The organism is Amycolatopsis lexingtonensis (genome assembly GCF_014873755.1).
GTDB classification, from domain to species: domain Bacteria; phylum Actinomycetota; class Actinomycetes; order Mycobacteriales; family Pseudonocardiaceae; genus Amycolatopsis; species Amycolatopsis lexingtonensis.
This window is the reverse complement of record NZ_JADBEG010000001.1, coordinates 9,799,540-9,823,133: the sequence shown is the minus strand read 5'-3', so window position 1 is coordinate 9,823,133 and position 23,594 is coordinate 9,799,540. Positions and strand designations below refer to the sequence as shown.

23 protein-coding genes are annotated in these 23,594 nt (G+C 72.3%); 13 read left to right on the top strand and 10 right to left on the bottom strand.

The window, feature by feature from the left end; all coding sequences use genetic code 11:
* Window positions 1-287: 287 nt before the first annotated feature.
* The 7 genes from H4696_RS45545 to H4696_RS45515 all read left to right on the top strand — a co-directional run bounded on the left by H4696_RS45545 (window position 288) and on the right by H4696_RS45515 (window position 7,679).
* Window positions 288-962, top strand: a complete 675-nt coding sequence (locus H4696_RS45545; protein WP_086858788.1) for an IclR family transcriptional regulator — start codon at window positions 288-290, stop codon at window positions 960-962.
* A gap of 47 nt (window positions 963-1,009) precedes the next feature.
* Window positions 1,010-1,720: a response regulator transcription factor gene (locus H4696_RS45540; protein WP_086858787.1), complete on the top strand. Its 711-nt coding sequence runs from the start codon at window positions 1,010-1,012 to the stop codon at window positions 1,718-1,720.
* Window positions 1,721-1,722: 2 nt separating this feature from the next.
* A complete protein-coding gene (locus H4696_RS45535) occupies window positions 1,723-3,021 on the top strand; it encodes a sensor histidine kinase (RefSeq protein WP_086858786.1) in 1,299 nt (432 codons plus the stop codon).
* A gap of 95 nt (window positions 3,022-3,116) precedes the next feature.
* The gene (locus tag H4696_RS45530) at window positions 3,117-4,508 is read left to right on the top strand and encodes an amino acid permease (RefSeq protein WP_086858785.1); all 1,392 of its coding nucleotides are present in this window, start codon (window positions 3,117-3,119) and stop codon (window positions 4,506-4,508) included.
* Window positions 4,505-5,260 carry a carbon-nitrogen hydrolase family protein gene (locus tag H4696_RS45525; RefSeq protein ID WP_086858784.1) on the top strand — a complete coding sequence of 252 codons (756 nt, stop codon included), beginning with the start codon at window positions 4,505-4,507 and terminating at the stop codon, window positions 5,258-5,260. Before H4696_RS45530 ends, H4696_RS45525 begins: the two co-directional genes overlap by 4 nt.
* The gene (locus H4696_RS45520) at window positions 5,257-6,948 is read left to right on the top strand and encodes a flavin monoamine oxidase family protein (RefSeq protein ID WP_086858783.1); all 1,692 of its coding nucleotides are present in this window, start codon (window positions 5,257-5,259) and stop codon (window positions 6,946-6,948) included. The genes H4696_RS45525 and H4696_RS45520 overlap by 4 nt, the downstream gene beginning before the upstream one ends.
* Window positions 6,949-7,028: 80 nt before the next feature.
* Window positions 7,029-7,679: a TetR/AcrR family transcriptional regulator gene (locus H4696_RS45515; RefSeq protein WP_086858782.1), complete on the top strand. Its 651-nt coding sequence runs from the start codon at window positions 7,029-7,031 to the stop codon at window positions 7,677-7,679.
* A 108-nt stretch (window positions 7,680-7,787) separates the two neighbouring features.
* Here the strand turns inward: H4696_RS45515 and H4696_RS45510 are convergent, their stop codons facing one another.
* A complete protein-coding gene (locus H4696_RS45510) occupies window positions 7,788-8,519 on the bottom strand; it encodes a TetR family transcriptional regulator (protein ID WP_086858781.1) in 732 nt (243 codons plus the stop codon).
* Between the two features lie 67 nt (window positions 8,520-8,586).
* Between H4696_RS45510 and H4696_RS45505 the strand changes: the two genes are divergently transcribed.
* Together H4696_RS45505 and H4696_RS45500 are read left to right on the top strand one after the other, a co-directional pair.
* Complete coding sequence (locus H4696_RS45505; RefSeq protein ID WP_086858780.1) at window positions 8,587-9,453, top strand: alpha/beta fold hydrolase; 867 nt, start codon at window positions 8,587-8,589, stop codon at window positions 9,451-9,453.
* A 237-nt stretch (window positions 9,454-9,690) separates the two neighbouring features.
* Complete coding sequence (locus H4696_RS45500; RefSeq protein ID WP_086858779.1) at window positions 9,691-10,074, top strand: hypothetical protein; 384 nt, start codon at window positions 9,691-9,693, stop codon at window positions 10,072-10,074.
* 5 nt (window positions 10,075-10,079) lie between these two features.
* Here the strand turns inward: H4696_RS45500 and H4696_RS45495 are convergent, their stop codons facing one another.
* Window positions 10,080-10,919, bottom strand: a complete 840-nt coding sequence (locus H4696_RS45495) for an SGNH/GDSL hydrolase family protein (protein ID WP_086858778.1) — start codon at window positions 10,917-10,919, stop codon at window positions 10,080-10,082.
* A gap of 111 nt (window positions 10,920-11,030) precedes the next feature.
* Here H4696_RS45495 and H4696_RS45490 point away from each other — a divergent pair, with 111 nt between their 5' ends.
* A complete protein-coding gene (locus H4696_RS45490) occupies window positions 11,031-12,272 on the top strand; it encodes a PucR family transcriptional regulator (RefSeq protein WP_086858777.1) in 1,242 nt (413 codons plus the stop codon).
* A gap of 116 nt (window positions 12,273-12,388) precedes the next feature.
* Here H4696_RS45490 and H4696_RS45485 read toward each other — a convergent pair whose 3' ends face one another.
* From H4696_RS45485 to H4696_RS45465, 5 genes are all read right to left on the bottom strand, one after another.
* Window positions 12,389-12,907: a pyridoxamine 5'-phosphate oxidase family protein gene (locus H4696_RS45485; protein ID WP_086858776.1), complete on the bottom strand. Its 519-nt coding sequence runs from the start codon at window positions 12,905-12,907 to the stop codon at window positions 12,389-12,391.
* A gap of 2 nt (window positions 12,908-12,909) precedes the next feature.
* Entirely contained in the window at window positions 12,910-13,893 is a 984-nt protein-coding gene (locus H4696_RS45480) for an LLM class F420-dependent oxidoreductase (protein ID WP_086858775.1), read from the bottom strand.
* Window positions 13,890-15,077, bottom strand: coding sequence for an acetyl-CoA acetyltransferase (locus H4696_RS45475; RefSeq protein ID WP_086858774.1), 1,188 nt, complete (start codon window positions 15,075-15,077; stop codon window positions 13,890-13,892). The genes H4696_RS45480 and H4696_RS45475 overlap by 4 nt, the downstream gene beginning before the upstream one ends.
* Window positions 15,078-15,081: 4 nt before the next feature.
* The gene (locus H4696_RS45470) at window positions 15,082-16,665 is read right to left on the bottom strand and encodes a class I adenylate-forming enzyme family protein (protein ID WP_249026959.1); all 1,584 of its coding nucleotides are present in this window, start codon (window positions 16,663-16,665) and stop codon (window positions 15,082-15,084) included.
* Between the two features lie 110 nt (window positions 16,666-16,775).
* Window positions 16,776-18,251 (bottom strand): carotenoid oxygenase family protein, encoded by a 1,476-nt coding sequence (locus tag H4696_RS45465; protein ID WP_086858772.1) that lies wholly within the window; start codon window positions 18,249-18,251, stop codon window positions 16,776-16,778.
* A gap of 138 nt (window positions 18,252-18,389) precedes the next feature.
* Between H4696_RS45465 and H4696_RS45460 the strand changes: the two genes are divergently transcribed.
* The gene (locus tag H4696_RS45460) at window positions 18,390-19,346 is read left to right on the top strand and encodes a winged helix-turn-helix transcriptional regulator (RefSeq protein ID WP_086858771.1); all 957 of its coding nucleotides are present in this window, start codon (window positions 18,390-18,392) and stop codon (window positions 19,344-19,346) included.
* A gap of 71 nt (window positions 19,347-19,417) precedes the next feature.
* Entirely contained in the window at window positions 19,418-19,603 is a 186-nt protein-coding gene (locus H4696_RS45455; RefSeq protein WP_086858770.1) for a DUF5302 domain-containing protein, read from the top strand.
* A 49-nt stretch (window positions 19,604-19,652) separates the two neighbouring features.
* Here H4696_RS45455 and H4696_RS45450 read toward each other — a convergent pair whose 3' ends face one another.
* Window positions 19,653-20,576, bottom strand: coding sequence for an MBL fold metallo-hydrolase (locus tag H4696_RS45450; protein WP_225955992.1), 924 nt, complete (start codon window positions 20,574-20,576; stop codon window positions 19,653-19,655).
* Between the two features lie 90 nt (window positions 20,577-20,666).
* Here H4696_RS45450 and H4696_RS45445 point away from each other — a divergent pair, with 90 nt between their 5' ends.
* Window positions 20,667-21,611, top strand: coding sequence for a LysR substrate-binding domain-containing protein (locus H4696_RS45445; RefSeq protein WP_086858768.1), 945 nt, complete (start codon window positions 20,667-20,669; stop codon window positions 21,609-21,611).
* Window positions 21,612-21,655: 44 nt separating this feature from the next.
* On the opposite strand, the gene H4696_RS45440 is transcribed toward H4696_RS45445, so the two are convergent.
* Together H4696_RS45440 and H4696_RS45435 are read right to left on the bottom strand one after the other, a co-directional pair.
* The gene (locus tag H4696_RS45440) at window positions 21,656-22,465 is read right to left on the bottom strand and encodes a serine hydrolase (protein WP_169734936.1); all 810 of its coding nucleotides are present in this window, start codon (window positions 22,463-22,465) and stop codon (window positions 21,656-21,658) included.
* Complete coding sequence (locus H4696_RS45435) at window positions 22,462-23,535, bottom strand: Glu/Leu/Phe/Val dehydrogenase dimerization domain-containing protein (RefSeq protein ID WP_086858767.1); 1,074 nt, start codon at window positions 23,533-23,535, stop codon at window positions 22,462-22,464. Before H4696_RS45435 ends, H4696_RS45440 begins: the two co-directional genes overlap by 4 nt.
* Window positions 23,536-23,594: the final 59 nt, after the last annotated feature.

Sequence of the window (23,594 nt, the reverse complement as noted above, 5' to 3'; positions counted from 1 at the left end):
AACGTCGTGAACGACCCTTTCATCGCACCCAGCGACATGAACGAGTCGTTCACGACACCCGAACCAGCCCCGGCGGCCGCCGCGCAGGGTCCTGAATGACTCATTCAGGTCTTCCGAGGTCCTGAATGACTCATTCAAGACACGAAGCACCGCGGCACTCGAGCGCCACATAGCTTGAGCGGGCGGGCGCACGACGCGGACCCCTGTGGCATTCGGGCGACAAACGACCCACCCGGTCCACACCGCGGTACAATCGGTCCGTCCAGCGGACTTGGGGAGGTCGCGCGATGACGACGGAACACCACACCACCGAAGAAGGCGCCGTCCGCAGCGTCCTTCGCGCTTTCGACCTGCTCGCCCTCTTCACCGAACACCGCCGCACCTGGGCCGTCAAGGACCTCACCGCCGCCAGCGGCCTCGCGAAAACCACCGTCCTACGGCTCGTCGCCACCTGCGAACAGCGCGGTCTGCTCTGGACGCGGCCGGACGGGCGGATCACCGTCGGGCCCGGGATGCTGCGGTGGGCGCAGCTGGCGAACACCGCGTGGCAGCTGCCCGAACCGGTCCGGCAGGTACTGCGGGACCTCGCGCGCGAATGCCGGGAGACTGTCAACCTCTACGTCCGCAGCACCTCCGTCGTGGTCTGCGTGGCCCAGCAGGAGGGGCCGCTCGCGATCCGGCATGTCGGGCGGGTCGGGGACGAGCTGCCGCTCGGGTTCGGGGCCGCCGGGAAGGTGCTCGACGGGGCCGAGGGGGCCGCCGTCAGCCACGGTGAGCCGGAAACCGGCGCTTCCAGCGTTGCCGTGCCGGTGCACGACGGGGACGGGCGGGTGCTGGCGGCGCTCGCCGTCACCGGTCCCACCAGCCGGTTCGGGCCCGGCGAAGTCGCTGCGTTTACCGAAGCCGTGGCGGCCGGTTCGCAGCGGATATCGCAGATCGGCCTCGGCACCCGGACGGAATAGGCCACAGTCGTCCGAAATCCGGTGAGTCGTTGGTTAGGCTGCCCGGCATGCCGAACCTGCTGGTGGTGGAAGACGACGCGGCGATCGGCAGCGTGCTCGAATCGACCCTGCGACTGCACGGCTACCAGGTGTGCTGGCGCCGTGACGGGCGGACCGCCCTGCAGGCCGCCGAGGCCGGCGAGTTCGACCTCGTGCTGCTCGATCTCGGCCTGCCCGACCTGGACGGCGTCGAGGTCTGCCGCCGGCTGCGGAGCGCGCTGCCCGCCGCCGTGCTGGTCATCCTGACCGCCCGGCAGGAGGAGATGGACGTCGTCGTCGGCCTCGACGCCGGGGCCGACGACTACCTCACCAAGCCGATCCGGCTGGGCGAGCTGCTGGCCAGGGTGCGCGCGCACCTACGCCGCGGCGCGCCCGCCGGGGCCCGGCCGCCGGTGACCGTCGGCGGGCTGACCGTGGACATCGCCGGCCGCCGCGCCACCCTGCACGGCCGTGAAGTCGTGCTGCGCGCGAAGGAGTTCGACCTGCTGGCGCGGCTGGCCGAGCAGCCCGGCGTCGCGGTCAGCCGCGACACGCTGATGGCCGAGGTCTGGGACGCGCACTGGTACGGCTCGACGAAGACCCTCGACGTGCACATCGCGGCGGTGCGCCGCAAGCTCGCCTCGGTCGCCGGCCCGGACGCGGAGGTGCCCCGGATCGCCACCCTGCGCGGCCACGGCTACCGCCTGGAGGACCCGGCCCGGTCCGCGGCCGAAGGCTAGCCGTGCGCCGCCGGATCACCGCGCTGACGGTGCTGGCCGCACTCGTGGCGACCGTGCTGTTCGCGCTGCCGCTGGGCATCGCCGTGTGGCAGTACTACCACGACGACGCGAAGAGCGACCTGGAGCGGGCCGCGGACACCACCGCGCTCGCCGTGTCGGTGGACCTGAGCGCCGGACGGCAGCCGACCGTGCCCCCGCTCGACGCGGAGGACGACGAAGCCGGCGGCGAGGTCGGGGTCTACGCCCCGGACGGGCGGCTGCTCGCCGGGCGCGGGCCCGCCGTCGCCGGCCCGGTCGAGCGGCAGGCGGCCAAGGCGACGGTCGACGTCGTCGTCGGCCGCGAAGGCGACGAAATGGCGCTGGCCGTGCCGGTCGTCAGCGGCCCCCGGGTGACCGGCGTGGTCCGCGCCGCGCTCCCGCTGTCCGAGCTGCGGCTGCAGATCGTGCTGACCTGGCTCGGCATGGCCGGGCTCGCGGTCGCGACGACCGGGATGAGCTGGCTGATGGCCCGGCGGTTCACCAAGCGGCTGGTGCGCCCCATGGAGGAGCTCGCCGCCGCGGCCGAACGGCTCGGCGACGGCGACTTCACCGCCCGGTCACCGCGCGCGGGCATCGCCGAGATCGACCAGGTCGGCGAGACGCTCGACACCACGGCCGCCCGGATCGGCGAAACACTCGAACGCGAGCGCGCCTTCTCCGCGCAGGCGTCGCACCAGCTGCGAACCCCGCTGACCGGGCTGCGCCTGCAGCTCGAGGCCGCGCTGCACACCCCGGGCGCCGACCCGCACGAGGCGATCCGCGCCGGCATCGCGTCCGCCGACCGGCTGGAACGCACCATCGAGGACCTCCTGGCCCTGGGCCGCGAACGCCGGGCCCCGCGCGCCGAGCTCGACCTCGACGCGCTCCTCGACGAAGTCCGCCAGGCCGGCGAGGCCCTGCTCGCCCCGCACGGCCGGGCGCTGCGGATCATCCGCGAGGAGCCGCCGCCGGCCCGGGTGGCGGCCGCGGCGGTCCGCCAGGTGCTCGGCGTCCTGCTGGACAACGCGGCGACGCACGGCCGCGGCACGGTCACCGTGGTGGCCCGCGACGCCGGCGACGCGCTGGCCATCGACGTGGCCGACGAAGGCCCGGACCTGGGCGAGACCGATCCGTTCGCGACCGCGCCGAGCGACCACGGGATCGGCCTGCCGCTGGCTCGCAGCCTCGCCGAGGCCGAAGGCGGCCGGCTCCGCCTGAGCCGTCCCGCCCCGCCCACCTTCACCCTGCTCCTGCCCGCCGCCGAGCAGAACGAATCGCCATGATCTGCGCATCCTGTGCAATGAATCACCTGTGATTCATCTGTACGCGCAATGTTTCCCTGTTTTGCCCGCCGGAAACGGCGGATACGGTCGTCGGCATGACTTTGCGAGCCGCGACGGTGCGGCGGAAACCGGTCGCCGACCTCGTCGCCGAAGGTGATCATGGCACGTTGAAGCGGTCGCTCGGCCTCGGGCAGCTCACGATGCTCAGCATCGGGGCGACGCTGGGCAGCGGCATCTTCGTCGTGCTCGGCGAAGCCGTCCCGGTGGCCGGGCCGGCGGTGGTGCTCTCGTTCGTGCTCGCCGGGATCACCGCGCTCTTCTCGGCGCTGTCCTACGCCGAGCTCGCCGGCATGATCCCGCTGTCGGGTTCGTCGTACTCCTACGCCTACGCCACCCTCGGCGAGCTCGTCGCCTGGGTCTGCGGCTGGTGCCTGATCCTCGAATACGGCGTCTCGGTGGCATCGGTTGCCGTCGGCTGGGGCCAGTACGTCAACGAGCTGCTGCGGCTGGTGTTCGGCTTCACCATCCCGGACGCGCTGAGCCAGCCGCCGGGCTCGGGCGGGATCGTCAACGTACCCGCCATCGCCGTCGTGGTCCTCGCGATGCTCCTGCTGCTGTCCGGCGCGAAGGAGAGCGCGCGGGCCAACGCGGTCATGGTCGTGGTCAAGATCGGCACGCTGGTGCTGTTCTGCGCGATCGCGTTCACCGCGGTGCGGGCGAAGAACTTCACGCCGTTCCTGCCGCTCGGGCTGGCCGGGCTGAGTGCCGGCGGGGCCAAGCTCTTCTTCTCCTACATCGGGTTCGACGCCGCCTCGACCGCCGGCGAGGAGGCGAAGAACCCGCAGCGCGACCTGCCGCGCGCGATCCTGCTCTCGCTCGGCATCGTCACCGTGCTCTACTGCCTGGTCGCGGTGGCCGCGGTCGGCGCGCTGCCGTGGCAGCGGTTCGACGGCCAGGAAGCCGCGCTGTCGCATGTCCTCGGCGTCGTGTCGGACAACCCGCTCTGGGCCGCGCTGCTGGCGGTCGGGGCGATCGTGGCCATCTCCAGCGTGGTGCTCACCGTCCTCTACGGACAGACGCGCATCCTGTTCGCGATGTCCCGCGACGGCCTGGTGCCGGGCGTGTTGTCCAAAGTAGACACCAAGAGCGGCTCGCCGCGGGTCAACACCCTGGTGGTTTCGGGCTTCGTGGCCGTGCTGGCGGCGTTCATCCCGCTGGGCAAGCTGGCCGACGCGACCAGCATCGGCACGCTGTTCGCGTTCGGGCTGGTGAACGTCGCCGTCCTGCTGCTGCGCCGCCGTCAGCCGGACCGGCCGCGCTCGTTCCGCGTGCCGTTCTCGCCGGTGACGCCGGTCCTGGGCGTGCTGTGCTGCGCGTACATGATGCTCAGCCTCGACGGCGCCACCTGGGTCGTCTTCGGCGGCTGGATGGCGCTCGGCCTGGTCCTCTACTTCGGTTACGGCATCCGGAAGTCGAGGCTGGCATGAGGGTCGCGATCCACCAGGGCCCGTTCGACGCTCTCCCGGAGGTGCTCGCCGGCACCGACGCCGACCTCGTCGTCACGGCCGAGATGGGCACCACCGGCTACCACATCGGCGCGCGCACGCACGAACTCGCCGAGCCCGCCGACGGGCCCACCGCACAGCGATTGTCCGCGCTGGCACGGGAAACCGGCGTCGCGATCGCCTACGGCTACCCGGAATCCGACGGCGAGCACGTCTACAACAGCGTCCAGCTCGTCGACGCGACCGGGCGGCGGCTCGCGAACTACCGCAAGACGCACCTGTTCGGCGACCTCGACAAGGCTTGGTTCACCCCCGGCGGCGAAGCCGTGGTGCAGGCCGAGCTCGGCGGCCTCCGGATCGGGCTGCTGATCTGCTACGACGTCGAATTCCCGGAACTGGTCCGGGCGCACGCGCTGGCCGGCACGGAATTGCTGGTCGTGCCGACCGCGCTGATGACGCCGTACGAACTGGTCGCCGACACGCTCGTGCCCGCGCGGGCCTACGAAAGCCAGCTGTTCGTCGCCTACGCGAACCGCTGCGACACCGAGCGGGAGCTGACCTACTGCGGCCGCTCCTGCGTGGCCGCCCCGACCGGGGAAGTCCTGGCGCGCGCCGGATCCGGGCCGGAGCTGGTCCACGCCGATGTCACGCGAGAAGCGCTCGCCGCGTCCCGCCTGGAAAACACCCACCTGGCCGACCGACGGCCCGAACTGTACCGGGGAACCACCGCATGACCTCCGCCGTCCCGACCGCGATCCACCACGAAGAACCGCCGGGCCGCCCGATCACGATGTTCGGCCCCGACTTCCCGTTCGCCTACGACGACTACCTCGCCCACCCGGCCGGGCTCGGCTCGGTCCCGGCGGAGCGGTACGGCACCGAAGTCGCGGTGATCGGCGGCGGCCTGTCCGGCATCGTCACCGCCTACGAACTGATGAAACTGGGCCTGCGGCCGGTGGTCTACGAGATCGACGAGCTCGGCGGGCGGCTGCGGACCGTGCGCTTCCCCGGCTGCCCCGACGACGTCGTCGCGGAGATGGGCGCGATGCGCTTCCCGCCCGCGTCGACCGCGCTGTACCACTACATCGACAAGGTCGGGCTCGAGACGACGCCGTTCCCGAACCCGCTGGCACCCGGGACGCCGAGCACCGTCGTGGACCTGAAAGGACAGAGCCACTACGCCCGGACGCCCGCGGACCTGCCCGCCGTCTACGCCGAAGTCGCCGCGGCCTGGGACCGGACGCTCGCCGAGCACGCGTCCTTCGCCGAGATGCAGACGGCGATCCGCGACCGCGACGCGAAGACGATCAAGCGGCTGTGGAACGAGCTCGTGCCGCGGCTGGACAACCAGACGTTCTACGGCTTCCTCTGCGACTCGCCCGCGTTCGCCTCCTTCCGCCACCGCGAGATCTTCGGCCAGGTCGGCTTCGGCACCGGCGGCTGGGACACCGACTTCCCGAACTCCATCCTGGAAATCCTGCGCGTGGTCTACACCGGCGCCGACGACGAGCACCGCAGCATCGTCGGCGGCAGCAGGCAGCTGCCGCTGCGGCTTTGGGAGCACGCGCCGGAAGAGATCGCTTTCTGGCCGGCGGGCACGAGCCTGAGCTCGCTCCACGGTGGACGGCCGCAGCCGGGTGTCGCGCGGCTGCACCGCACCGCGCCGAACAACATCACGGTGACCGACACCGAGGGCCACATCCGGACGTTCCCCGCGGCGGTGTTCACCGCGCAGAGTTGGATGCTGCTGTCCAAGATCGAATGCGACGCGGAGCTGTTCCCGATCGACCACTGGACGGCGATCGAGCGCACGCACTACATGGCGTCATCGAAGGTGTTCGTGCCGGTCGACCGCCCGTTCTGGCTGGACCGCGACCCGGCGACCGGGCGCGACACGATGAGCATGACGCTCACCGACCGGATGCCGCGCGGCACCTACCTGCTCGGCGACGACCCCGCGGCGCCGGCAGTCATCTGCCTGTCCTACACGTGGGCCGACGACTCGCTGAAGTGGCTGCCGCTTTCGGTGTCCGAACGCGTCGAGGTGATGCTGCAATCGCTGCGCGAGATCTACCCCGGCGTCGACGTCCGGCGGCACATCATCGGCGACCCGGTGACCGTGTCGTGGGAGGCGGAACCGCACTTCATGGGCGCGTTCAAGGCCAACCTGCCCGGCCACTACCGCTACCAGCACCGGCTGTTCACGCACTTCGTGCAGGATTCGCTCCAGCCGCGGCACCGCGGCCTCTTCCTGGCCGGCGACGACGTCTCTTGGACGGCGGGCTGGGCCGAAGGCGCGGTGCAGACGGCGCTGAACGCGGTGTGGGGCGTGCTGCACCACTTCGGCGGCAGCACCGATCCGGTGAACCCGGGCCCGGGAGACGTCTTCGACGACCTCGCCCCGATCACGCTCCCGGACTGACCGTGCCCCGATCGTGGCACCGCGTCCGGCATCGTGCGGACCGGGCTGCCCGGCCCAACCCGCCGTGCGACGATGGGGCCATGACCACCGAGCCGGCGCCGAGATGGCGAAGACTGGAACCGGACGAGCGGAAGGAACAGATCTACGCCTGCGCCGCGCGGCTGTTCGGTGAACGTCCGTACTCCGAAGTGTCCACTTCGGACATCGCCGCGGCGGCGGGCGTCGCGCGCGGGCTGATCAACCACTACTTCGGCACGAAACGCGAGCTGTACCTGGAAATCATCCGCCGCGCGCTGACCGTGCCGCGGCTGGCCGTCGAGATCCTCCCGGACGGGCCGCTCGAACTGCGCGCCGACGTCGCCATCGAGTGGTTCCTCGACATGGTCACCAGCCAGGAGCGGATGTGGCTGGCCGCGATCGCGCCCGAGGGCATCGGGCGCGATCTCGAAGTGGAACGGATCCTCGAGGAAGCCGACCGCGAATCCGCCGACCGCGTGCTCGAAGCCGTCGGGCTGTCCAGCGAAAGCGACCACGGGCCCGAGCTGAACGCGCTCGTGCGCGCGTTCGGCGGGATGGTGAAGGCGTCCGGGCGGGAATGGCTCGTGCGCGGGTCGCTGACGCGGGACCAGGTGCACCTGCTGCTGTCGAAGTCGCTCGTCACCCTCGTCGGCGAGGTCTTCCCGGCGATCCGGGCCGTGCCGCCGGCCCCGCGCCAGGGCGGTCGCGAATAGACCGGAGCCCCCGACGCCACGAGGGGGAGGAGGGCGCCAGGGGCTCCGGGTCGATGGGCGAACCACCGACGCACGTCCACGGTACGCCGGGGCACTGTCAAGTCGCTGTCAGCCTCGGCTGTCCGCTTCGCGCAGTTCGTCCAGGCGGTGGGCGAGGCCGTCGAGGCAGCGGCCGACCGCGTAGTCGTAGAGCTGGGCGTAGTAGCCCGCGGCGAGGTCGGGATCGCCCATCAGGTCGTGCATCGCGTTGCCCAGCTCCGCCATCCCCGGCAGGTCGGCCCGCTCGCGGTAGGTCGCGTACTCCTCGGTGTTGTCGATCCGCAGGGCGAGCGCGCCGTCGCGGTCGTCCTCCATCGCGACGAACTGGCACGCGGTCATCACCAGCAGGTTGTAGGCCAGCACGCTCTCCCGGCCGAACCCCGCCCGCAGCAGCACGCCGATGCCGGCGTCGATGCTGCGCGTGGCCGCCTGGACCGACGGGCCGAAGAGCGCGAGCCGCCGCGCGCAGCCCGGGTAGGTCCGCAGCAGGGCGCGCAGGCCGGCCAGCAGCTCGGTGAACCACTCGGCCCACGGCAGCCCCTCGTCGGGCAGCTCCAGCAGGCCGACGACCCGGTCGACGACGGCGTTCACCACGGCGTCGCGGTCGCCGACGTGGTGGTAGATCACCGCCGGGTAGGCCTCGACCGCGCGGGCGAGCTCGCGCAACGTCCAGTTGTCGAGGCCGCGCTCCGCGGTCAGTGCCGTGGCCGCGGCGATGATGCGGTCGGCCGTGAGTGCCGGCAGACCCGCCGCGGCCCGCGACCGGGGGCGCTGGCCCGTGCCCGAAGATGAAGGAGGCATGGGGCGTAACGGTAACCGCACCGCCCGTGCCGGTGCCATCTTCGAACGGGTACGGCAGGATCGGGGAATGGCACGCGCACAGGCCAACGGTCTCGAGCTCGAGTACGACACCTTCGGCGACCCGGCGGCCCCGCCGCTGGTCCTGGTGATGGGCCTGGGCGCCCAGATGATCACCTGGGAGGACGGTTTCTGCGAGCTGCTGGCCGGCCGCGGGTTCTTCGTCGTGCGCTACGACAACCGGGACGTCGGGCTCTCCACCTGGCTCGACCACCTGCCCGCGCCGGACCTGGCCGCGCTCGCCGCGGGCGACCTGGCGACCGCGCCGTACCTGCTGTCCGACCTGGCCGACGACGCCGTCGGGCTGTTCGACGCGCTGGGCATCGGCCGCGCGCACGTCGTCGGGGCGTCGATGGGCGGGATGATCGTGCAGCAGCTGGCCATCGACCACCCGGACCGGCTGCGGTCCGTCACGTCCATCATGTCGACCACCGGCGACCCGACCGTCGGCCAGGCCGAGCCGTGGGCGCTCGGGCTGCTGGCGCGGCCGCCGGCGTCGACTCGCGAGCAGGCGCTGGCCGACAGCGTCGAGGGCTACCGTCGGCTCGGCTCCCCCGGCTACCCGGACGACGAGGCGTTCCTGCTGGCCAAGGCCACGCTGCACTACGACCGCGCCCGCCACCCGGTCGGCACGCTCCGCCACGCGGCCGCGGTGGTGGCCTCCGGCGACCGCGCCGCCGGCCTGCGCGACGTGCGGCTGCCCGCGCTGGTCATCCACGGCGACGCGGACCCGCTGATCAACGTCAGCGGCGGCAAGGCGACGGCGGCGGCGATCCCGGGCGCGGAGCTGCTCGTCATCCCGGGCATGGGCCACAACCTGCCGCGCGCGGTCTGGCCGGAGATCGCCGACGCGATCGGGCGCGTGACGGGTCAATAGCGCGTCAAGATCCGGGGCCGGGGTGTAGGGAATGTGTCCTGGCTCATCCTTTGGCCTGCCCCGGCGGGTCCTAATGGGGGCATGAGTGGTGGCTTCGGGTTCCCGTTCGGGTGGGTCCGCGGTGTCTTGAATGAGTCATTCAGGACCTCCGAAGACCTGAATGACTCATTCAAGACGTCAGCGAAGCCGCCGCCGAGTGAGCCGCCGCGACTTTGCCGGAACCCTGCTGCTGGGGGCATGAGTGGTGGCTTCGGGTTCCCGTTCGGGTGCGGGGCCGCGGTCGTCGCGGTGGTGCTGGCGGACGTGGCCGGCGCGACCCGGTTCCCGTGGTACGCGCTGGTGACGTTGGGGTTGGTGGTCCTCGGCACGGCGTTCCGCAGCACGGCCACCGCCGCGATCGGGGTCGCGGCGGTGGCGTGGGCGCTGGATTCGGGCTTCGTGCTCGGGCGTGCGGGCGAGCTGACGTTCGACGCGGCGTCGGCAGTGGCCGCGGGGGTGCTCGCGGTGGCCGTCGTCGCCGGGGTCCTGGCCCGGGTCCGGCCGGTGCCGGTGCGGGTGCCAGCGCCCCGCCGTCCGGCGGAGGTCACCACGCACCGGCCGCGCCTGACCCGGGTGGGCTGACCGGCTCAGCCGATCGTCGCGGCCACCAGGGCGCCGATGTGGCGCATGCCGGTGGCGTTGGGGTGCAGCGGCGCCGCGACCGCGGTCGGGATCACGCTCTCGAACCACTTCACGCCGGGCAGCTTGCAGACGTCGTGCCCGATCGAGGCCGTCCGGACGTCGACGTACCGCGCGTCGTGCGCGGCCGCCTGACGGGCCAGTGCGGCGTTCGTCTTGTCGATGCTGCCCTGGATGTAGTTCGCGTCGCGCGGGGTCAGTGGCGCGATCGGCCAGCACCCGTTGTGCGGCAGGTAAGTGCCGTAGCCGGCGACGAAGACGGCCGCGTTCGGGGCGTGCGCGTGGATGGCGTCGAGCAGCGCGCCCCACGTCGGTTCGAACGCGGCGATCCGCTCGGCGAGCTGGTCGTGGCCGCCGGCGGTGTACCGGTCGACGCAGTCCGGGTTGATGCCGGGGAGCAGGTTGATGCAGCTGGTCGCGGCGCCGACCAGGCCGACGTCGTTGCCGCCGATCGTCACGGTGACCGTCTCGGTGGCGGCGCTGAGCGCGTCCAGCTGCGGCGGGACCGGGCCGGTCTCCGTCGACTGCGGCGCGTATATGTCCGCGGTCGTCGCCCCGGAGCACGTCACGTCCTTGAGCGGGACGCCGAGCTGCGACGCGGCGACGTGCGGGTAGTCCGCGAGCGACCGGAGGCAACCCAGGGACGAGAGGTCCGGGGGCAGGATCAGCGGGCCGGCCGCGGCCGAGTCCCCGAGTGCCACGTACTCCCCGCTTGCGGCGGCCGCGGTGCCCGCCGTCGTGAACGTCAGCGCGGTGACCAAGATCGTGATGAACGCCGTAGTCCTCACTCGCACGCCGTCCTCCTTGACGTTGTGCCGATGGCTGGTCTCCGTGACACCATCGGCACCGCGGGTGGCCGGAATGACTGGGAATCCGGGCAGAGAACGAGGGGAACGGTTGTGACGGAGCACAAAACCGGCGCGGACCTGACCCTCGGCGGGCAGCGCGTGCACGAGCGGCTCACCCGGGACGAGCCCGAGCTGATCACGCGGGTGCTGGCGCGCATCCAGGCCGAGGTCGCGGACTACCGGCGGCTGCCGGTGGAGGAGCTGGCCGGCGACATCGCGGGCATCACCCGGCAGGCCGTGCGGGCGTTCGCGCGGAGCCTGCGCGAGGACCGCGAGCTGAACGACGCCGAGCTGCGGCAGATCGGCGCGTCCGCGGTGCGGCGGGCCGAGGAGGGCTTCCCGCTGGAAGCCGTGCTGAACGCCTACCACGTCGGCGCGCGGGAGATCTTCGCCGTCGGGTCGGCCGAAGCGGGCGGCGAAGACGTCGCCGACCTGCTCGAAGTGGCCGACCGCGTGCTGGCGTGGGTCGGCGCGGTCACCGCCGCGGTCACCCGGGGCTACCTCGAGGAACTGCGCACGAAGGTCGGCCAGGAGCACACGGCGCGGCGCACGCTGCTGTCGGTGCTGGCCGACGGTGGCCCGGTCGACGTCGTCGCCCGCAGCGCCGGGATCGCGCTGCCGGCGCGGTACCTGGTGCTGAGCGTCGAGCTGGGGCCGCACGCCGACGAGGCGTCGCCGGGGGTGGACGCGGAGATCGCGGTCCGCCGCAAGCTGCGCCGCTTCCTCGCGGCGTTCGAGCACGCCTGCGGCGACGGCGTCCTGGCGTCCCTGGACGGCCCGGGCGGGCTGGTCCTGCTGCCACTGGCCGGCCGCCTGACGGAGATAGCGGGCTGGCACGCGGTGCTCGACGCGGCGGGGCGCGCGGCGGGCGTCGACGTGCTGGCGGCGGCCGAGACGGCGACGCCGCCGGAGGTCCGGGTGGTGGCCGGGCGGACGGCCGAGGTGCTGGACGTGCTGCGCTGGTTCGGCCGCGAGCCGGGCCTGTACCGCCTCGACGACGTCCTGGTGGAGTACCAGCTGACCCGCCCGGGCGCGGCGCGCGACCGCCTGGCCGCGGTGCTCGCCCCGCTGGAGGCGCACCCGGAGCTGGTGGAAACGCTGTCGGCGTACCTGGAGCTGGACACGAACCGCCGCCGCGCGGCGACCCGCCTGCACGTCCACCCGAACACGGTCGACTACCGCCTGCGGAAGGTCCGTGATCTGACGGGCATCGACCCGCTCCACCCGGCGGGCCTCCCCCGCATCATCGCGGCGCTCGCGGCCCGCCGAGCCTCGCTACCTCCGGCGCGCTGAAGAGTCCGCCGATGCGCCCCAATGTGGCGTTGGGTGCGTCCAACGCACCGAACGCCACATTGGGTGCGTCTGACGCACCGAACGCCACATTGGGGCGCTCGTCCCGGGCCCGGCGGTCAGCGGGTGAAGTCCCAGCGGCTCGCACCGTGGGGCTCCGCGCCGGCGACGCCGATCGCGCGGTGCAGCGTGAGCACGTACAGGTGCCACGGCGGCGGCCCCGCGCTCGGCGCCGTGAACGGTGCCGTCAGCCCATCACCGACCACCGTCGCCGGCCAGCCGCCCTCGCGGAAGACCGCCGCGACCTTCTCCAGCGTCGGCTCGTCGGTGACGCGGTGGGCCTCGCCCTCCATCGTCAGGTCCAGCCCGTTCAGCCGCACCGACACCGTGCACGCCGGGTTCGCCGCGAGGTTGCGGGACCGGCGCGTGCCCGGCCCGCCCTTGAAGTACAGCGCGTCGTCCACCCAGATCGCGCCGACGCCGGCGGCGTGCGGGCGGCCGTCGGGGCGGATGGTCCCGACGAAGAACGTCAGGTTTTCGTGCGGGGTCTGGGTCGCGAGAAGGTCGCGCGCCCTGCTCCACGGCAACGCCGCGGACCCGGTCCGGTCGAGGTTCTCGGTGTGCGTCGGTTCGCTCATGCCTACGCGTCGAACGGGCGCACCGCGGATCGACACGCCTCCAGGGTTTTCGCGCCACCGGGGTCGTCGTCGCTGGTCGCGGGCACGATCGCCAGCTCGTCGATCCCCGCCGCCGCGTACTCGGCGGCCTTCGCGGCAACTTCCGCGCGCGATCCCAGCAGCCCGACCACGGCGATGGCCTCGGCCGGCACCGCGGCCAGCAGCTCACGCGGGTGCGGCCGGGTGCGCGCGAAGTCGACCAGCGCACCGAACCCGGCCGCGCGGAACATGTCCGCGTAGCCCGGTGCCGCGAGGTACCCGACCACGCCGCGACGCAGCTGTTCGAGCGACGCCGCGTCCGGGTCCACCGCCCCGACGACCCACGCGGCCACCGGCGGCGCCTCGACCCCCGCCCGTGATGCCGCCTCCCGCAGGCCGCGCACGAGCGTCGCCGCGGCCGCCGGGCTGACCAGGTTGACCACCATCCGGTCCGCGTGCCGCGCGGCGACGTCGAGGGCCCGCGGGCCGAACGCGGCGATCGTCAACGGCGATTTCGGGGCGGCCAAACGCAACCGGTACCCCTGCGACCCCACCACCGAACCATCCACAGTGGACTTCTCGCCGGAAACCAGCTGCCGGACGGCGATCGCCGACTCCTCCAGCGCGGTGGCCGCGCGCGAACGGGACCGGCCGTGCCAGCCGCGCACCACGACGTCGCTGGACGTCCCCAGCGCGACGCCCGTCGGGCGGCCCGTCAACGCCGCCACCGACGCGACGCCCATGGCGATCGTCGCCGGGTCCCGCACGGTGACCGCGAGTGGCCCGAACGTCAGCGAAAGCGAAGACGTCGCCGCGCCGATCGCGGTCCCCAGCGCGAACGCGTCCCACGTCGCCATCTCGCCGATCCACAGCTCCGGGTACCCGGCGGCCTCGGCGGCGCGCGCGGTCTCCAGCGCCTCCTCCGGCGGCCGGTCCTGCCAGAGCCCCAGCGACACCGAGAGTCTCATGCGGTGACCACCATCGTCACGACCGTGGTGAACGAGCCGCCGACGTTGAGCGTCAACGCCGTCCGCGCGCCCTCGACCTGCGTCTCGCCCGCTTTCCCGGTCACCTGCCGGGAAACGTCGTGCAGCATCCGGACGCCGGTGGCGCCGACCGGGTGGCCGAGCCCGATCAGGCCGCCGCCCGGGTTGATGCCGGCCGCGTCGAGGCCGCCCTCGGCGATGAACCGGCCGCCGTCGCCGGGCGGCGCCGCGCCCAGGTGCTCCAGCGCCACCAGCCCGGTGATGGTGAAGCAGTCGTGCAGCTCGACGACGTCGAGCGCGTCCGGGCCGGGCACCCCCGCGCGCTCGTAGGCGTCGACGACCGCGCCGCGCAGGTGCGGGAACAGGTACTCGCCCCCGGCGGAAAGCTTCTCGGCCAGGCCGATGTGGGCCGTGCGGTGCCCGAAGCCCGCGATGCGCGGGAAGCCGCCGCCGAGCCGTTCGGCGAACGCGGGCGAGGCCAGCACGACCGCCGCGGCGCCGTCGGTGATCCGGCCGCAGTCCTGCTTGCGCAGGCGGCCCTCGATCACCGGGTTGAGGTCGTCGTCGGCGCCGAAGGCACCGGCCGGGAAGCGCCAGTCGCGGGCCTGGGCGAGCGGATTTCTTGCCGCGCGGTCGAAAGCGTGCGCGGCGAACTGCCCGAGGTGCTCGGGGTCGAGCCCGTACCGCTCGTCGTACCCGGAAGCGACCTCGGCGAACAACGCGGGCCACGGGAACTTCGCGCCGACGGCTTCGTGCCCGGCCCACGCGGCGGACCCGAGGTGCTCGGCCGCGCGCTGCCCGTCGACGTTGCGCATCAGCTCGACCCCGGCGACCAGCGCGACGTCGTAACGGCCCGCCTCGATGTCCGCGCACGCGGCGAGCACGGCGGTGCTGCCGGACGCGCACGCGGCTTCGTGCCGGGTCGACGGCACCCCGTCCAGTTCCGGCACCGCGGCCACCAGCAGCCCGCCGAGCTGGGCCTGGCCGGTGAACAGCTCGGCCGCGAGGTTCCCGACGTGCGCGACCTCGACGTCTTCGGGCGCGACCCCGGCGTCCGCGAGGGCGGCGGGCACGACCTCGGCAAACAGCTCGAGGATCCCGCGCCCCTCCTTGGCGAAGTTGCGCGCGAAGTCGCTCTGCGCCCCGCCCAGCACGAACACCGTCATGGCCTCACTCCAGACTTTCCCGCAGCTTCCGCTTCAGGATCTTCCCCACCGGGTTGCGGGGCAAGGCGTCGGCGTACTCGAGCCGTTCCGGCAGCTTGAACGCGGCCACCTTCCGCTCGCGCAGGTACGCGACCAGGTCGTCGAGCGACGGCTTGCGCTCGCCCGGCACGACGACCGCGCACACCCGCTCCCCCATGACGTCGTCCGGCACGCCGATCACGCCGACGTCCGCGACGTCCGGGTGCCCGGCCAGCAGGCCCTCGACCTCGGCCGGCGAGATGTTCATCCCGCCGCGGATGACCAGGTCCTTCGTCCGGTCGACGTACCGCAGGAACTCCCCGCGCCCGCCGTCGATCTCGAAGACGTCGCCGGTGCGGAAGTGCCCGTCTTCGTCGAACGACGACGTGTCGAGCGGTTCGCCCATCGAAGTCAGGTAGCCGGCGAACACCGTCGGCCCGGCGATGTGCAGCTCGCCGGGCCGCCCCGGTTCGGTGACCTGCTCGCCGGTGACCGGGTCGTGCAGCCGCACCGACGTCCAGCCGGCGACCGGCGTCGACCACGTGACGTCCGAGGCGTAGTTCGGGAAGTAGCTCGCGCGCTGATCGGGGTCCGGGATGTCCACCGGACCGGACAGCAGCGCGGTGCCTTCGTTGGAGCCGAAGAAGTTGATGATGTCGATGCCGTACCGCTCGGCCCAGGTGCGCACGAGCCACGGCGACAGCGGCGCCGAGCCGGAGCCGATCTTGCGCACGTTCGAAATGTCCACTCCGGACAGTATCTTCTCGTTGTGCAGCAGCATGGTGAGCAACGCCGGCGGCGCGAGCGTGTACGTCACGCGTTCGGCCGCGAGCTGGCCCAGGAACACCGGCAGGTCGAACGGGTGGTGCGGGACGAACACGGCGCCGGTCAGCAGCCAGGGCAGGAACATCCCGCCGATGCCGGCCATGTTCGTCATCGGGAACGGCGACAGCAGGACGTCTTCCCGCGTGATCCCCGCGGCCTGGACGCAGCCGCCGGCCGTCGCGAGCCAGTCGCCGTGGCAGCGCGGAACCGCTTTCGGTTCGGCTTCGGTGCCGGACGTCCAGCAGATCGTCACGCAGTCGTTGACGTCGGTGTCGAGTGTCGACAAGTACTCGTCCAGAGTGGACTTCTCCACTTCGGACAGTGGGTTTTCGGGCCAGGCCAGGGCGCCGGCCGGTTCGTCGTCCCCCCGGGCGACGACGAACCGGACCGACGGCGCCGCAGCGCCGATTAGCCCAAGGGCCGCCCCGGCGAGCTCGTGCTCGCCGTATCTGGTGGCGGTCACCACGGCGACAGCTCCGGTGCGCCGGCACATCGGACCCATCTCGTGCTCCCGGTAGGACACCGGGAACGGCGTGACCACCGCACCGATCCGCACGATCGCGAGGAACGCCTGGACCAGGGCCGAGCAGTTCGGCAGCTGCACGGCCACGACGTCACCTGCTCGCACCCCTCTGGCGAGCAGGAACGCGGCCAGGACGTCGACGCGTTCGTCGAGCCGGTTCCAGGTCCACCGCACCGGGTCGCGTCCGACCAGTGCGGTGGTGTTCGGTGGATCGACCAGCACGAGACCCTCCGGGTCGGCACTGACCCGCTCCTTCACGAGCTGGTCGATCGTCTCCGCACTCCACCATCCCCGCGCCCGGAAGTCCCGGGCGCGACCCTCTCGATGGCATCTCATGAACGGAGGTTTTCCAGCTGGTCCGCCCGGACCCAGGTCGCGTGAAAACCGAGCGGAACCCGCTGGGGCAACAGGACCCTGGCCACGGGTCCGGCAGCGAGATCGGCGGCGTCGAAGATGTCCAGTTCCGAGCGTCCCTCGCGCTCGTCCTGCACGAACGTCACCAGATGACCGTCCGCCGAATCGGCGGCCGCTCCTTCGCGGGGTGCGAACGGAGCCTCACTGCCCCACCGGCCGGGACCGAACCGGTATTCGGTCTTGGCGCCGGCAAGATTGTCGTAGCGCACCAGCCCGTCGAACTTCAGCGTCGACTCGGGCGAGATGTGCACCGCGTAGGAGTACCGGTTCCGCCTGCCGACGCCGCGGGCGTCGACGGTCGGGAACTCGGTGTTGGCGTCGTCGAGCGCCTCTTCGTGGCACGCGCCGGTCCGCAGGTCGAAGCGGTAGCGGTGCAGCTGGGCGTCCAGGCGCAGGTAGGAGAGCATCTTCGCGAGCGGCGTGTGCGCGTCGGCCCGCGGGGCCGGCCTCTGCACGCGGCAGACGTCGAGGACGACCTCGTTGCCCTGCTCCCAGGCGTTGACGACGTGGTAGATGTAGCACGGGCTCGCTTCGAACCAGCGGATCTGGCTACCGTTCCCGTAGCGTGGCATGACACCGAAACGGCTCGGCATCGAGCGGTCGAAGTGCAGCTTGTGGCGGCCCAGCTTCGCCGCGTGGGCGTCCTGGACCAGCGGCAGGTCCATCAGCACCGCGTAGTGCTCGGTGATGGCCATGTCGTGCGGCAGGCGCGGGCCGGGCAGCTCGATCTCGGTGGTGTTCACGACCTTGCCGTCCGCGCTGATCACGCCGTAGCGCAGGTACGGCGGGCGCGGGCCGTAGTCGAACCAGAACAGCTCGCCGGTCGCCTCGTCCACCTTGGGGTGGGCCATCATGTCCCCGACCAGCGTGCCGAGGAAGTCTTCGGCGCCCAGCGTCTCCAGGGAGAGCGGGTCGACCGCGTACGGCGAGCCGCACAGGTACCAGGTGGCGAGGATCCGGCCGCGGTGGAAGACGACGTCGGTGTTGGCGTTGTCCTTGAGGCCGAGGCCGTGCGCGTTGCCGAAGGGGTTGCCCTTCGGGTTCTCCATGACGCCGGTCCAGAGCGCCTTGCCGGCCGCGGACTCGGCCTCGAAGGCCTTGGTGCGGACCCAGCGGTTGCGGTAGCGGGCCTTGCCGTTCTCCAGGTGGACGGCGTGGATCATGCCGTCGCCGTCGAACCAGTGGTAGCGGCCTTCCGGGGCGAACCGCGGGTTCGGGCCGTTGCGCAGGTAGACGCCGTTGAGGTCTTTCGGGATCTCGCCGATGACCTGCAGGTCTTCGGCGTCGATCTCGGTGCCGACCGGGGCGTAGACGCCGAGCAGGTAGGGGTTGGGCTCCTCGGCCGCGTCCGCCGTCCGGGCCACCATCAGCGGCTGTTCGGAGGTGCTGGTCATCGGACTGCTCCCTGGCTGTCGGGCTCACCGCGCTGGCTGATGGGGATGAGACTATGATTTGTGTACCCAGGTGTCAATAGGCTTCTTTTGGTGTAGTCAGGTGTTACGCTGAGGCCGCAGAGAATGAGGGGGAAGACGGTGACCGAGGCGACCGCACACCGTGTCCGGCCGGCGGGGGATCCGCTCCGCAGAGCACTGGAACTGGTCGGCGACCAGTGGACGCTGCTCATCCTGCAGAGCCTGTTCCTGCGCTTCCGGCGCTACGAAGAGCTGCGGCTGCGCTTGGGCATTTCGCCGACCGCGCTGTCGGGGCGGCTGCGGGACATGGTCGAGGCGGGCATGCTCACGCGCGTCCCCTACCGCGACGCGCGCCGCACGCGGCACGAGTACCGGCTCACCGAGCGCGGCCTGGAGCTGTGGCCGCTGCTGATCTCGATCTGGGCGTGGGAGCGCGAGTGGGTCGAAGGCCGCCGCGAGGTGCTGCCGACGCTGATCCACCTCGACTGCGAGCTGGCTACATCAGCGCCGCTCGGGTGCGCGGCCTGCGGACGCCGGGTCGACGCCCGTGACGTGCGGGCCGAGCGCCTCGACAGCACCGGCGTCGCGGCGGCGACGGCGTCCAAGCGCTTCCGCCGCAAGGACGCCGAGTCACTGGCCGGCGACCCGATGATGTTCTTCCCCGACACGATGGAGCTGCTCGGCGACCGCTGGTCGACCGGGCTGCTGGTGTCGGCGCTGCTCGGCTGCCGGCACTTCTCGGAGTTCGAGCGCGAGCTGGGGATCGGGCCGAGCGTGCTCTCGGGCCGGCTGAGCAAGCTCGTCGAGGTGGGCGTGCTGCGCACCGGCACGGCCGCCACCCGCACGGACGCGCGCGACTACCGGCTGACCGCGAAGGGCCTGGCGTTCTTCCCCGCGCTGGCGTTCATCGCCGAGTGGTCGCGGGGCTTCGAGGTGACCGGGCAGGAGCCGGACATCACGCTGCACCACGTCGAGTGCGGCAACAGGCTGCAGCCGATCCTGCTCTGCGACCACTGCGGCCGCCCGCTGACGCGCAAGTCGGTGCAGTTCGGCGGGGTTCCCTCCCCGAAACGCTGAAATCGACTCGCCAAGCGGGTGCGCGGCTGACAGGCTGGAGCGGTCACACGTCGTCGTTTTCGGAGGTAGTCATGAGTGAACCGACCCCGTCGCCCAGCGGCGAGGAGGACGACGTCAAGCGCAAGTTCCGCGAGGCGCTGGAACGCAAGCAGGCCCACGCCCGCTCCGGCGCTTCCCACGAGAACGGCGGCGGCAAGAACCAGCACGCCCACGGCCCGGCGGCGAACAAGCGGACGTTCCGCCGCAAGAGCGGCTGAGACCTCCGGCGAAGGCCCCCACCTCGATCGGTGGGGGCCTTCGGCGTGTCTACGGGGTGAACTCGCCCAGGTGGTCGAGGACCACGAACCGGCTGGCCGGGCTCGCCGCCGCGACGGCGGTGCGCAGGGGTTCCAGCCCGCCGGCGTCCTTGACCTGGCCGAGCGGCAGGTCGAAGTCGTCCCAGTGGGTCGCGGCCACGTACCGCGGGTTGCCCAGGGCGCGCAGCAGGCGCGGGACGTACTGCGTCACCTTCGCGCCGCCCGCCGGGAGGCAGACCACGTCCGGGCGGAGGCCCGCGAGTTCGGACTCGATGTAGTTCGAGCCGCCGAAGTTCAGCACGCTCGCGCCGGCGCCGGTCACCTGGTAGGCCAGCGTGCCGCCCTCCACCAAGTCTTCGATCACGCGCGGCCGGTCGCGGCGGGACAAGGGCCGCGACCCCGGGAACGGCACCCGGGCTCGGTCGCCGGTAGCCGAATGCAGCGACCGCAGGACGCGGATCGAGTAGCCGTCGAACGTCAGGTCCTCGCCACCGGACGCGACCGCCAGCTGGTCCTCCGGTGCGCCGAGCGCGGCCATGAGACTCAAATGGGTCTCGGTGCCGATGACCGTCGCGCCGGTGCGTTTGGCCAGGTAGGGGACGTCGGTGAGGTGGTCGTAGTGGCCGTGCGTGACGAGGATGTGGTCCGCCCGCAGGTCACCGCGGTCGAGGACGCCGTCGATCAGCGCGCGGTTCACCGACAGCGGCGTCTTCGGGTCCGCGCCGGCCGGGGTGTAGGTCCCGGTCTTGAACCGCGTCAGCCACGGGTCGACAAGGATCGTCTTCGCCCCGGCCCGGATTTCCCAGCCGTTGTTCCCCCACCACCGCACCGTCAGTTGCGACGGGCCGGTGCTCGCGGCCACCGGTCCGGCGCCCGCCAGGACGGCCGCCGCCGCGGCTCCCGCGCCGAACAGCCCGCGCCTCGTGAATCCCATGTCCATACCGGACACCCGACCACGAACCGCCGTCCGCTGTCCAAGATCGATCCGTCGGCATGTCGATATGGGAACGGCTATCGTCGCAGCGTGGACCACCTCCGTTCGCTGCGGTACTTCCTCGTCGTCGCCGACGAACTCCACTTCGGCCGCGCGGCGGAGCGGCTCGGGATCGCGCAGCCGCCGTTGAGCCAGCGCGTCAAGCGGCTCGAAGCCGAGCTGGGCGCGAAGCTGTTCGACCGCGGCCGCCGCGTCACGCTCACCGAAGCGGGCGAAGTCCTGCGCGCCGAAGCCCGCGACCTGCTCGCCCGGTGGGACCGGATGACGTCGCTGGTCGCGAAGGCCGAGCGCGGCGAGCTGGACGCGGTGCGCGCGGGGGTGCCTCCGGAGCTTCCCGGCCCGGTCCTCGCCGCGATCCTGACGGCGTTCGCCGCGCGGCACCCGACGGTCCGGCTCGACCTGCAGGAGCTGACGACGGCGGAGCAGACCCGGCTGCTCGCCGAGCGGTCGCTGGACGCGGGCCTCCTGCAGCTGCCGGTCGACGTGGTCGACCTGGAGCTGGGCCCGGTGCTCGACACCCCGCTGGGCGTGGTCCTCCCCCGCGATTCACCGCTGGCCCGCCGCACTTCGCTGGCGCTGGCCGACCTCGCCGGCGAAGGCCTGGTCCACGCACCCCGCGCGGCGGCCCCGGGCAGCTACGACGCCCTCCTGCGCACCTGCTGGGACCACGGCTTCCGCCCGTCGGCCATCCGTCATGCGCGAAACCCGGAGTTCGCGCTGGGCCTGGTGCTGGCAGGTCACGGTGTCGCGTTCGAGCCGGGGCCGCGCAAGGAACCCCGCGTGGTGTGGCGGCCGCTGGACGGCGAGGTGCTGCGGTCCCGGATGGCGTTCGCATGGCCGCCGGCGAGCCCGCACCCGCAGGCGCCGAAGCTGGCCGAGCTGGCGGCGGCGGTGCTGGAGGGCGATGGAGTGTCGCGGATCGTGCCGCCTGCGCAGGGCCCGCGTCCGTGGGACGAGTTCTACGAGCGCACGTGAAAAGCCTCGTGAGTGTTTGGTCGGGTCAGAACCCGACCAAACACTCACGACCCGCGCAGCTGCTCCACCGCCGCCCGGGCCGCGTCGCCGATCGCGCGGTCGATGTCCGGGCGGCGCAACGTCTCCGCCCCGCCCACTGTGAACACCGCGATCGCGTACGAAACCCCGTCCGGATACGTCGCCACCCCGATCTCGTTCCGGATCCCCGGCATCGTGCCCGTCTTGCCCACCACGGCGACCTCCGGCGGAAACCCCGCGGTCAACCGGTGCCAGCTGACCTGCGCCGCCATCCACTCACGGACCTGATCCCCAGCCGGGTCACCCCACATCGCCGCCAGCAATGCGGTCATCTCCCGCGGCGTACTCGCCGACGTGCGCAACGGGTCCAACGCCCGCAGCGGCCGTCCGGCCTCGTTGTCCTCGATGATCGTGCGCAGCAGATCCCGCGGCGGTCCGATGATCGTCGTCCGCGTCAGCCCCAGTTCGGCCAGCAGCGAGCGGACGTTGGCCACCCCCACCCGGTCGAAGAGCAGGTCCGCCGCGGTGTTGTCGGACACCGAAAGCGCCAGCCGGGCCGCGTCGCGCAGGCTGTACGAGACGTCGTCCGCGAAGCCCGCCGAGCCGCTACCGCCCAGGCGGTCCGCCGCGGACGCGCGCACCCGGTCCGTGGGGTCGAGCAGTCCGGCCGCGACCTGCCGGGCGAACTCGTACGCCAGCGGCACCTTCACCACCGACGCCAGCACGACCGGCGCATCGGCACCGACACCGGTGGAAGCGGGGGAACCGAGACGGCGGACGTGCAGGAAGCCCCGCACGCCCGCCGTCGCGAAGATCTCTTCAGGGGTGGAACTCACCCGGTCATGATGGACCGCAGCCGGCCGATCTCCGTCATGCGCCGCTCGGCGAGGCGGTCCGCCGCCGTCGCCGGGGGGACGCCCTCGGTCTCGGCCAGCTTGAACACGGCCTTCGTCGTGTCGAAGATGGCGGTCGTCTTGCGCTTGGCGCGGTCGAAGTCGAAACCGCGGCGCTCGTCGTCGACCTGGATCACGCCGCCGGCGTTGACCAGGTAGTCCGGCGCGTACAGGATGCCGCGGTCGGCCAGCTGCTTGTCGATGCCCGGGTGCGCGAGCTGGTTGTTCGCCGCGCCGCAGACGACCTGGGCGGACAGCAGCGCCACCGTCTCGTCGTTCAGCGCGCCGCCGAGAGCGCACGGGGCGAAGACGTCCAGCTCGGTGCGCAGCAGGGCGTCCACATCGGACACGACCCGGACGTCCGGGTAGATCGACCGGGTGCGCTCGATCGCCGGCTCCCAGACGTCGGTGATCGTCACCTGCGCGCCGGCCGCCACGAGGTGCCCGACCAGGATGTGCCCGACCTTGCCGACGCCGGCCACGCCGACGCGCTTGCCCGCCAGGTCCGGGCTGCCCCAGAGGTGCTCGGCCGAGGCCCGCATGCCCTGGTAGACGCCGAACGCGGTGAGCACCGACGAGTCGCCCGCGCCGCCGTCCTCCGGCGAGCGGCCGGTGACGAAGCGGCACTCGCGGGCCACGACGTCCATGTCCTGCACGTACGTGCCGACGTCGCACGCCGTGATGTAGCGGCCGCCCAGCGACTGCACGAACCGGCCGAACGCGCGCAGCAGCGCTTCGGACTTCAGCGTCTTCGGGTCGCCGATGATGACGGCCTTGCCGCCGCCGAGGTCGAGGCCGGCCAGCGCGTTCTTGTAGGCCATGCCCTTGGACAGCGCGAGCACGTCGTCGAGCGCGTCCGCTTCGGTGGCGTAGGGGTGGAAGCGCGTCCCGCCCAATGCGGGGCCGAGCGCCGTGGAGTAGATGCCGATGATGGCCTTGAGGCCACTGGCTTCGTCGTGGCAGTACACGACCTGTTCGTGTCCGGTGCCCCGGGTGAACACTCCGTCGGTCACGGTGGTGACTCCTTTGTCTCCCGCGCCCGGTTCGTGGCCGGGACGCGCTCCAAGGTTTC

Excerpts from the sequence above, each read along its gene's own strand:
- H4696_RS45545 (WP_086858788.1), top strand. The coding sequence starts at position 288 with ATGACGACGGAACACCACACCACCGAAGAAGGCGCCGTCCGCAGCGTC.
- H4696_RS45540 (WP_086858787.1), top strand. The coding sequence starts at position 1,010 with ATGCCGAACCTGCTGGTGGTGGAAGACGACGCGGCGATCGGCAGCGTG.
- H4696_RS45530 (WP_086858785.1), top strand. The coding sequence starts at position 3,117 with ATGACTTTGCGAGCCGCGACGGTGCGGCGGAAACCGGTCGCCGACCTC.
- H4696_RS45525 (WP_086858784.1), top strand. The coding sequence starts at position 4,505 with ATGAGGGTCGCGATCCACCAGGGCCCGTTCGACGCTCTCCCGGAGGTG.
- H4696_RS45520 (WP_086858783.1), top strand. The coding sequence starts at position 5,257 with ATGACCTCCGCCGTCCCGACCGCGATCCACCACGAAGAACCGCCGGGC.
- H4696_RS45515 (WP_086858782.1), top strand. The coding sequence starts at position 7,029 with ATGACCACCGAGCCGGCGCCGAGATGGCGAAGACTGGAACCGGACGAG.
- H4696_RS45510 (WP_086858781.1), bottom strand. The coding sequence starts at position 8,519 with ATGCCTCCTTCATCTTCGGGCACGGGCCAGCGCCCCCGGTCGCGGGCC.
- H4696_RS45505 (WP_086858780.1), top strand. The coding sequence starts at position 8,587 with ATGGCACGCGCACAGGCCAACGGTCTCGAGCTCGAGTACGACACCTTC.
- H4696_RS45500 (WP_086858779.1), top strand. The coding sequence starts at position 9,691 with ATGAGTGGTGGCTTCGGGTTCCCGTTCGGGTGCGGGGCCGCGGTCGTC.
- H4696_RS45485 (WP_086858776.1), bottom strand. The coding sequence starts at position 12,907 with ATGAGCGAACCGACGCACACCGAGAACCTCGACCGGACCGGGTCCGCG.
- H4696_RS45480 (WP_086858775.1), bottom strand. The coding sequence starts at position 13,893 with ATGAGACTCTCGGTGTCGCTGGGGCTCTGGCAGGACCGGCCGCCGGAG.
- H4696_RS45475 (WP_086858774.1), bottom strand. The coding sequence starts at position 15,077 with ATGACGGTGTTCGTGCTGGGCGGGGCGCAGAGCGACTTCGCGCGCAAC.
- H4696_RS45465 (WP_086858772.1), bottom strand. The coding sequence starts at position 18,251 with ATGACCAGCACCTCCGAACAGCCGCTGATGGTGGCCCGGACGGCGGAC.
- H4696_RS45455 (WP_086858770.1), top strand. The coding sequence starts at position 19,418 with ATGAGTGAACCGACCCCGTCGCCCAGCGGCGAGGAGGACGACGTCAAG.
- H4696_RS45450 (WP_225955992.1), bottom strand. The coding sequence starts at position 20,576 with ATGGGATTCACGAGGCGCGGGCTGTTCGGCGCGGGAGCCGCGGCGGCG.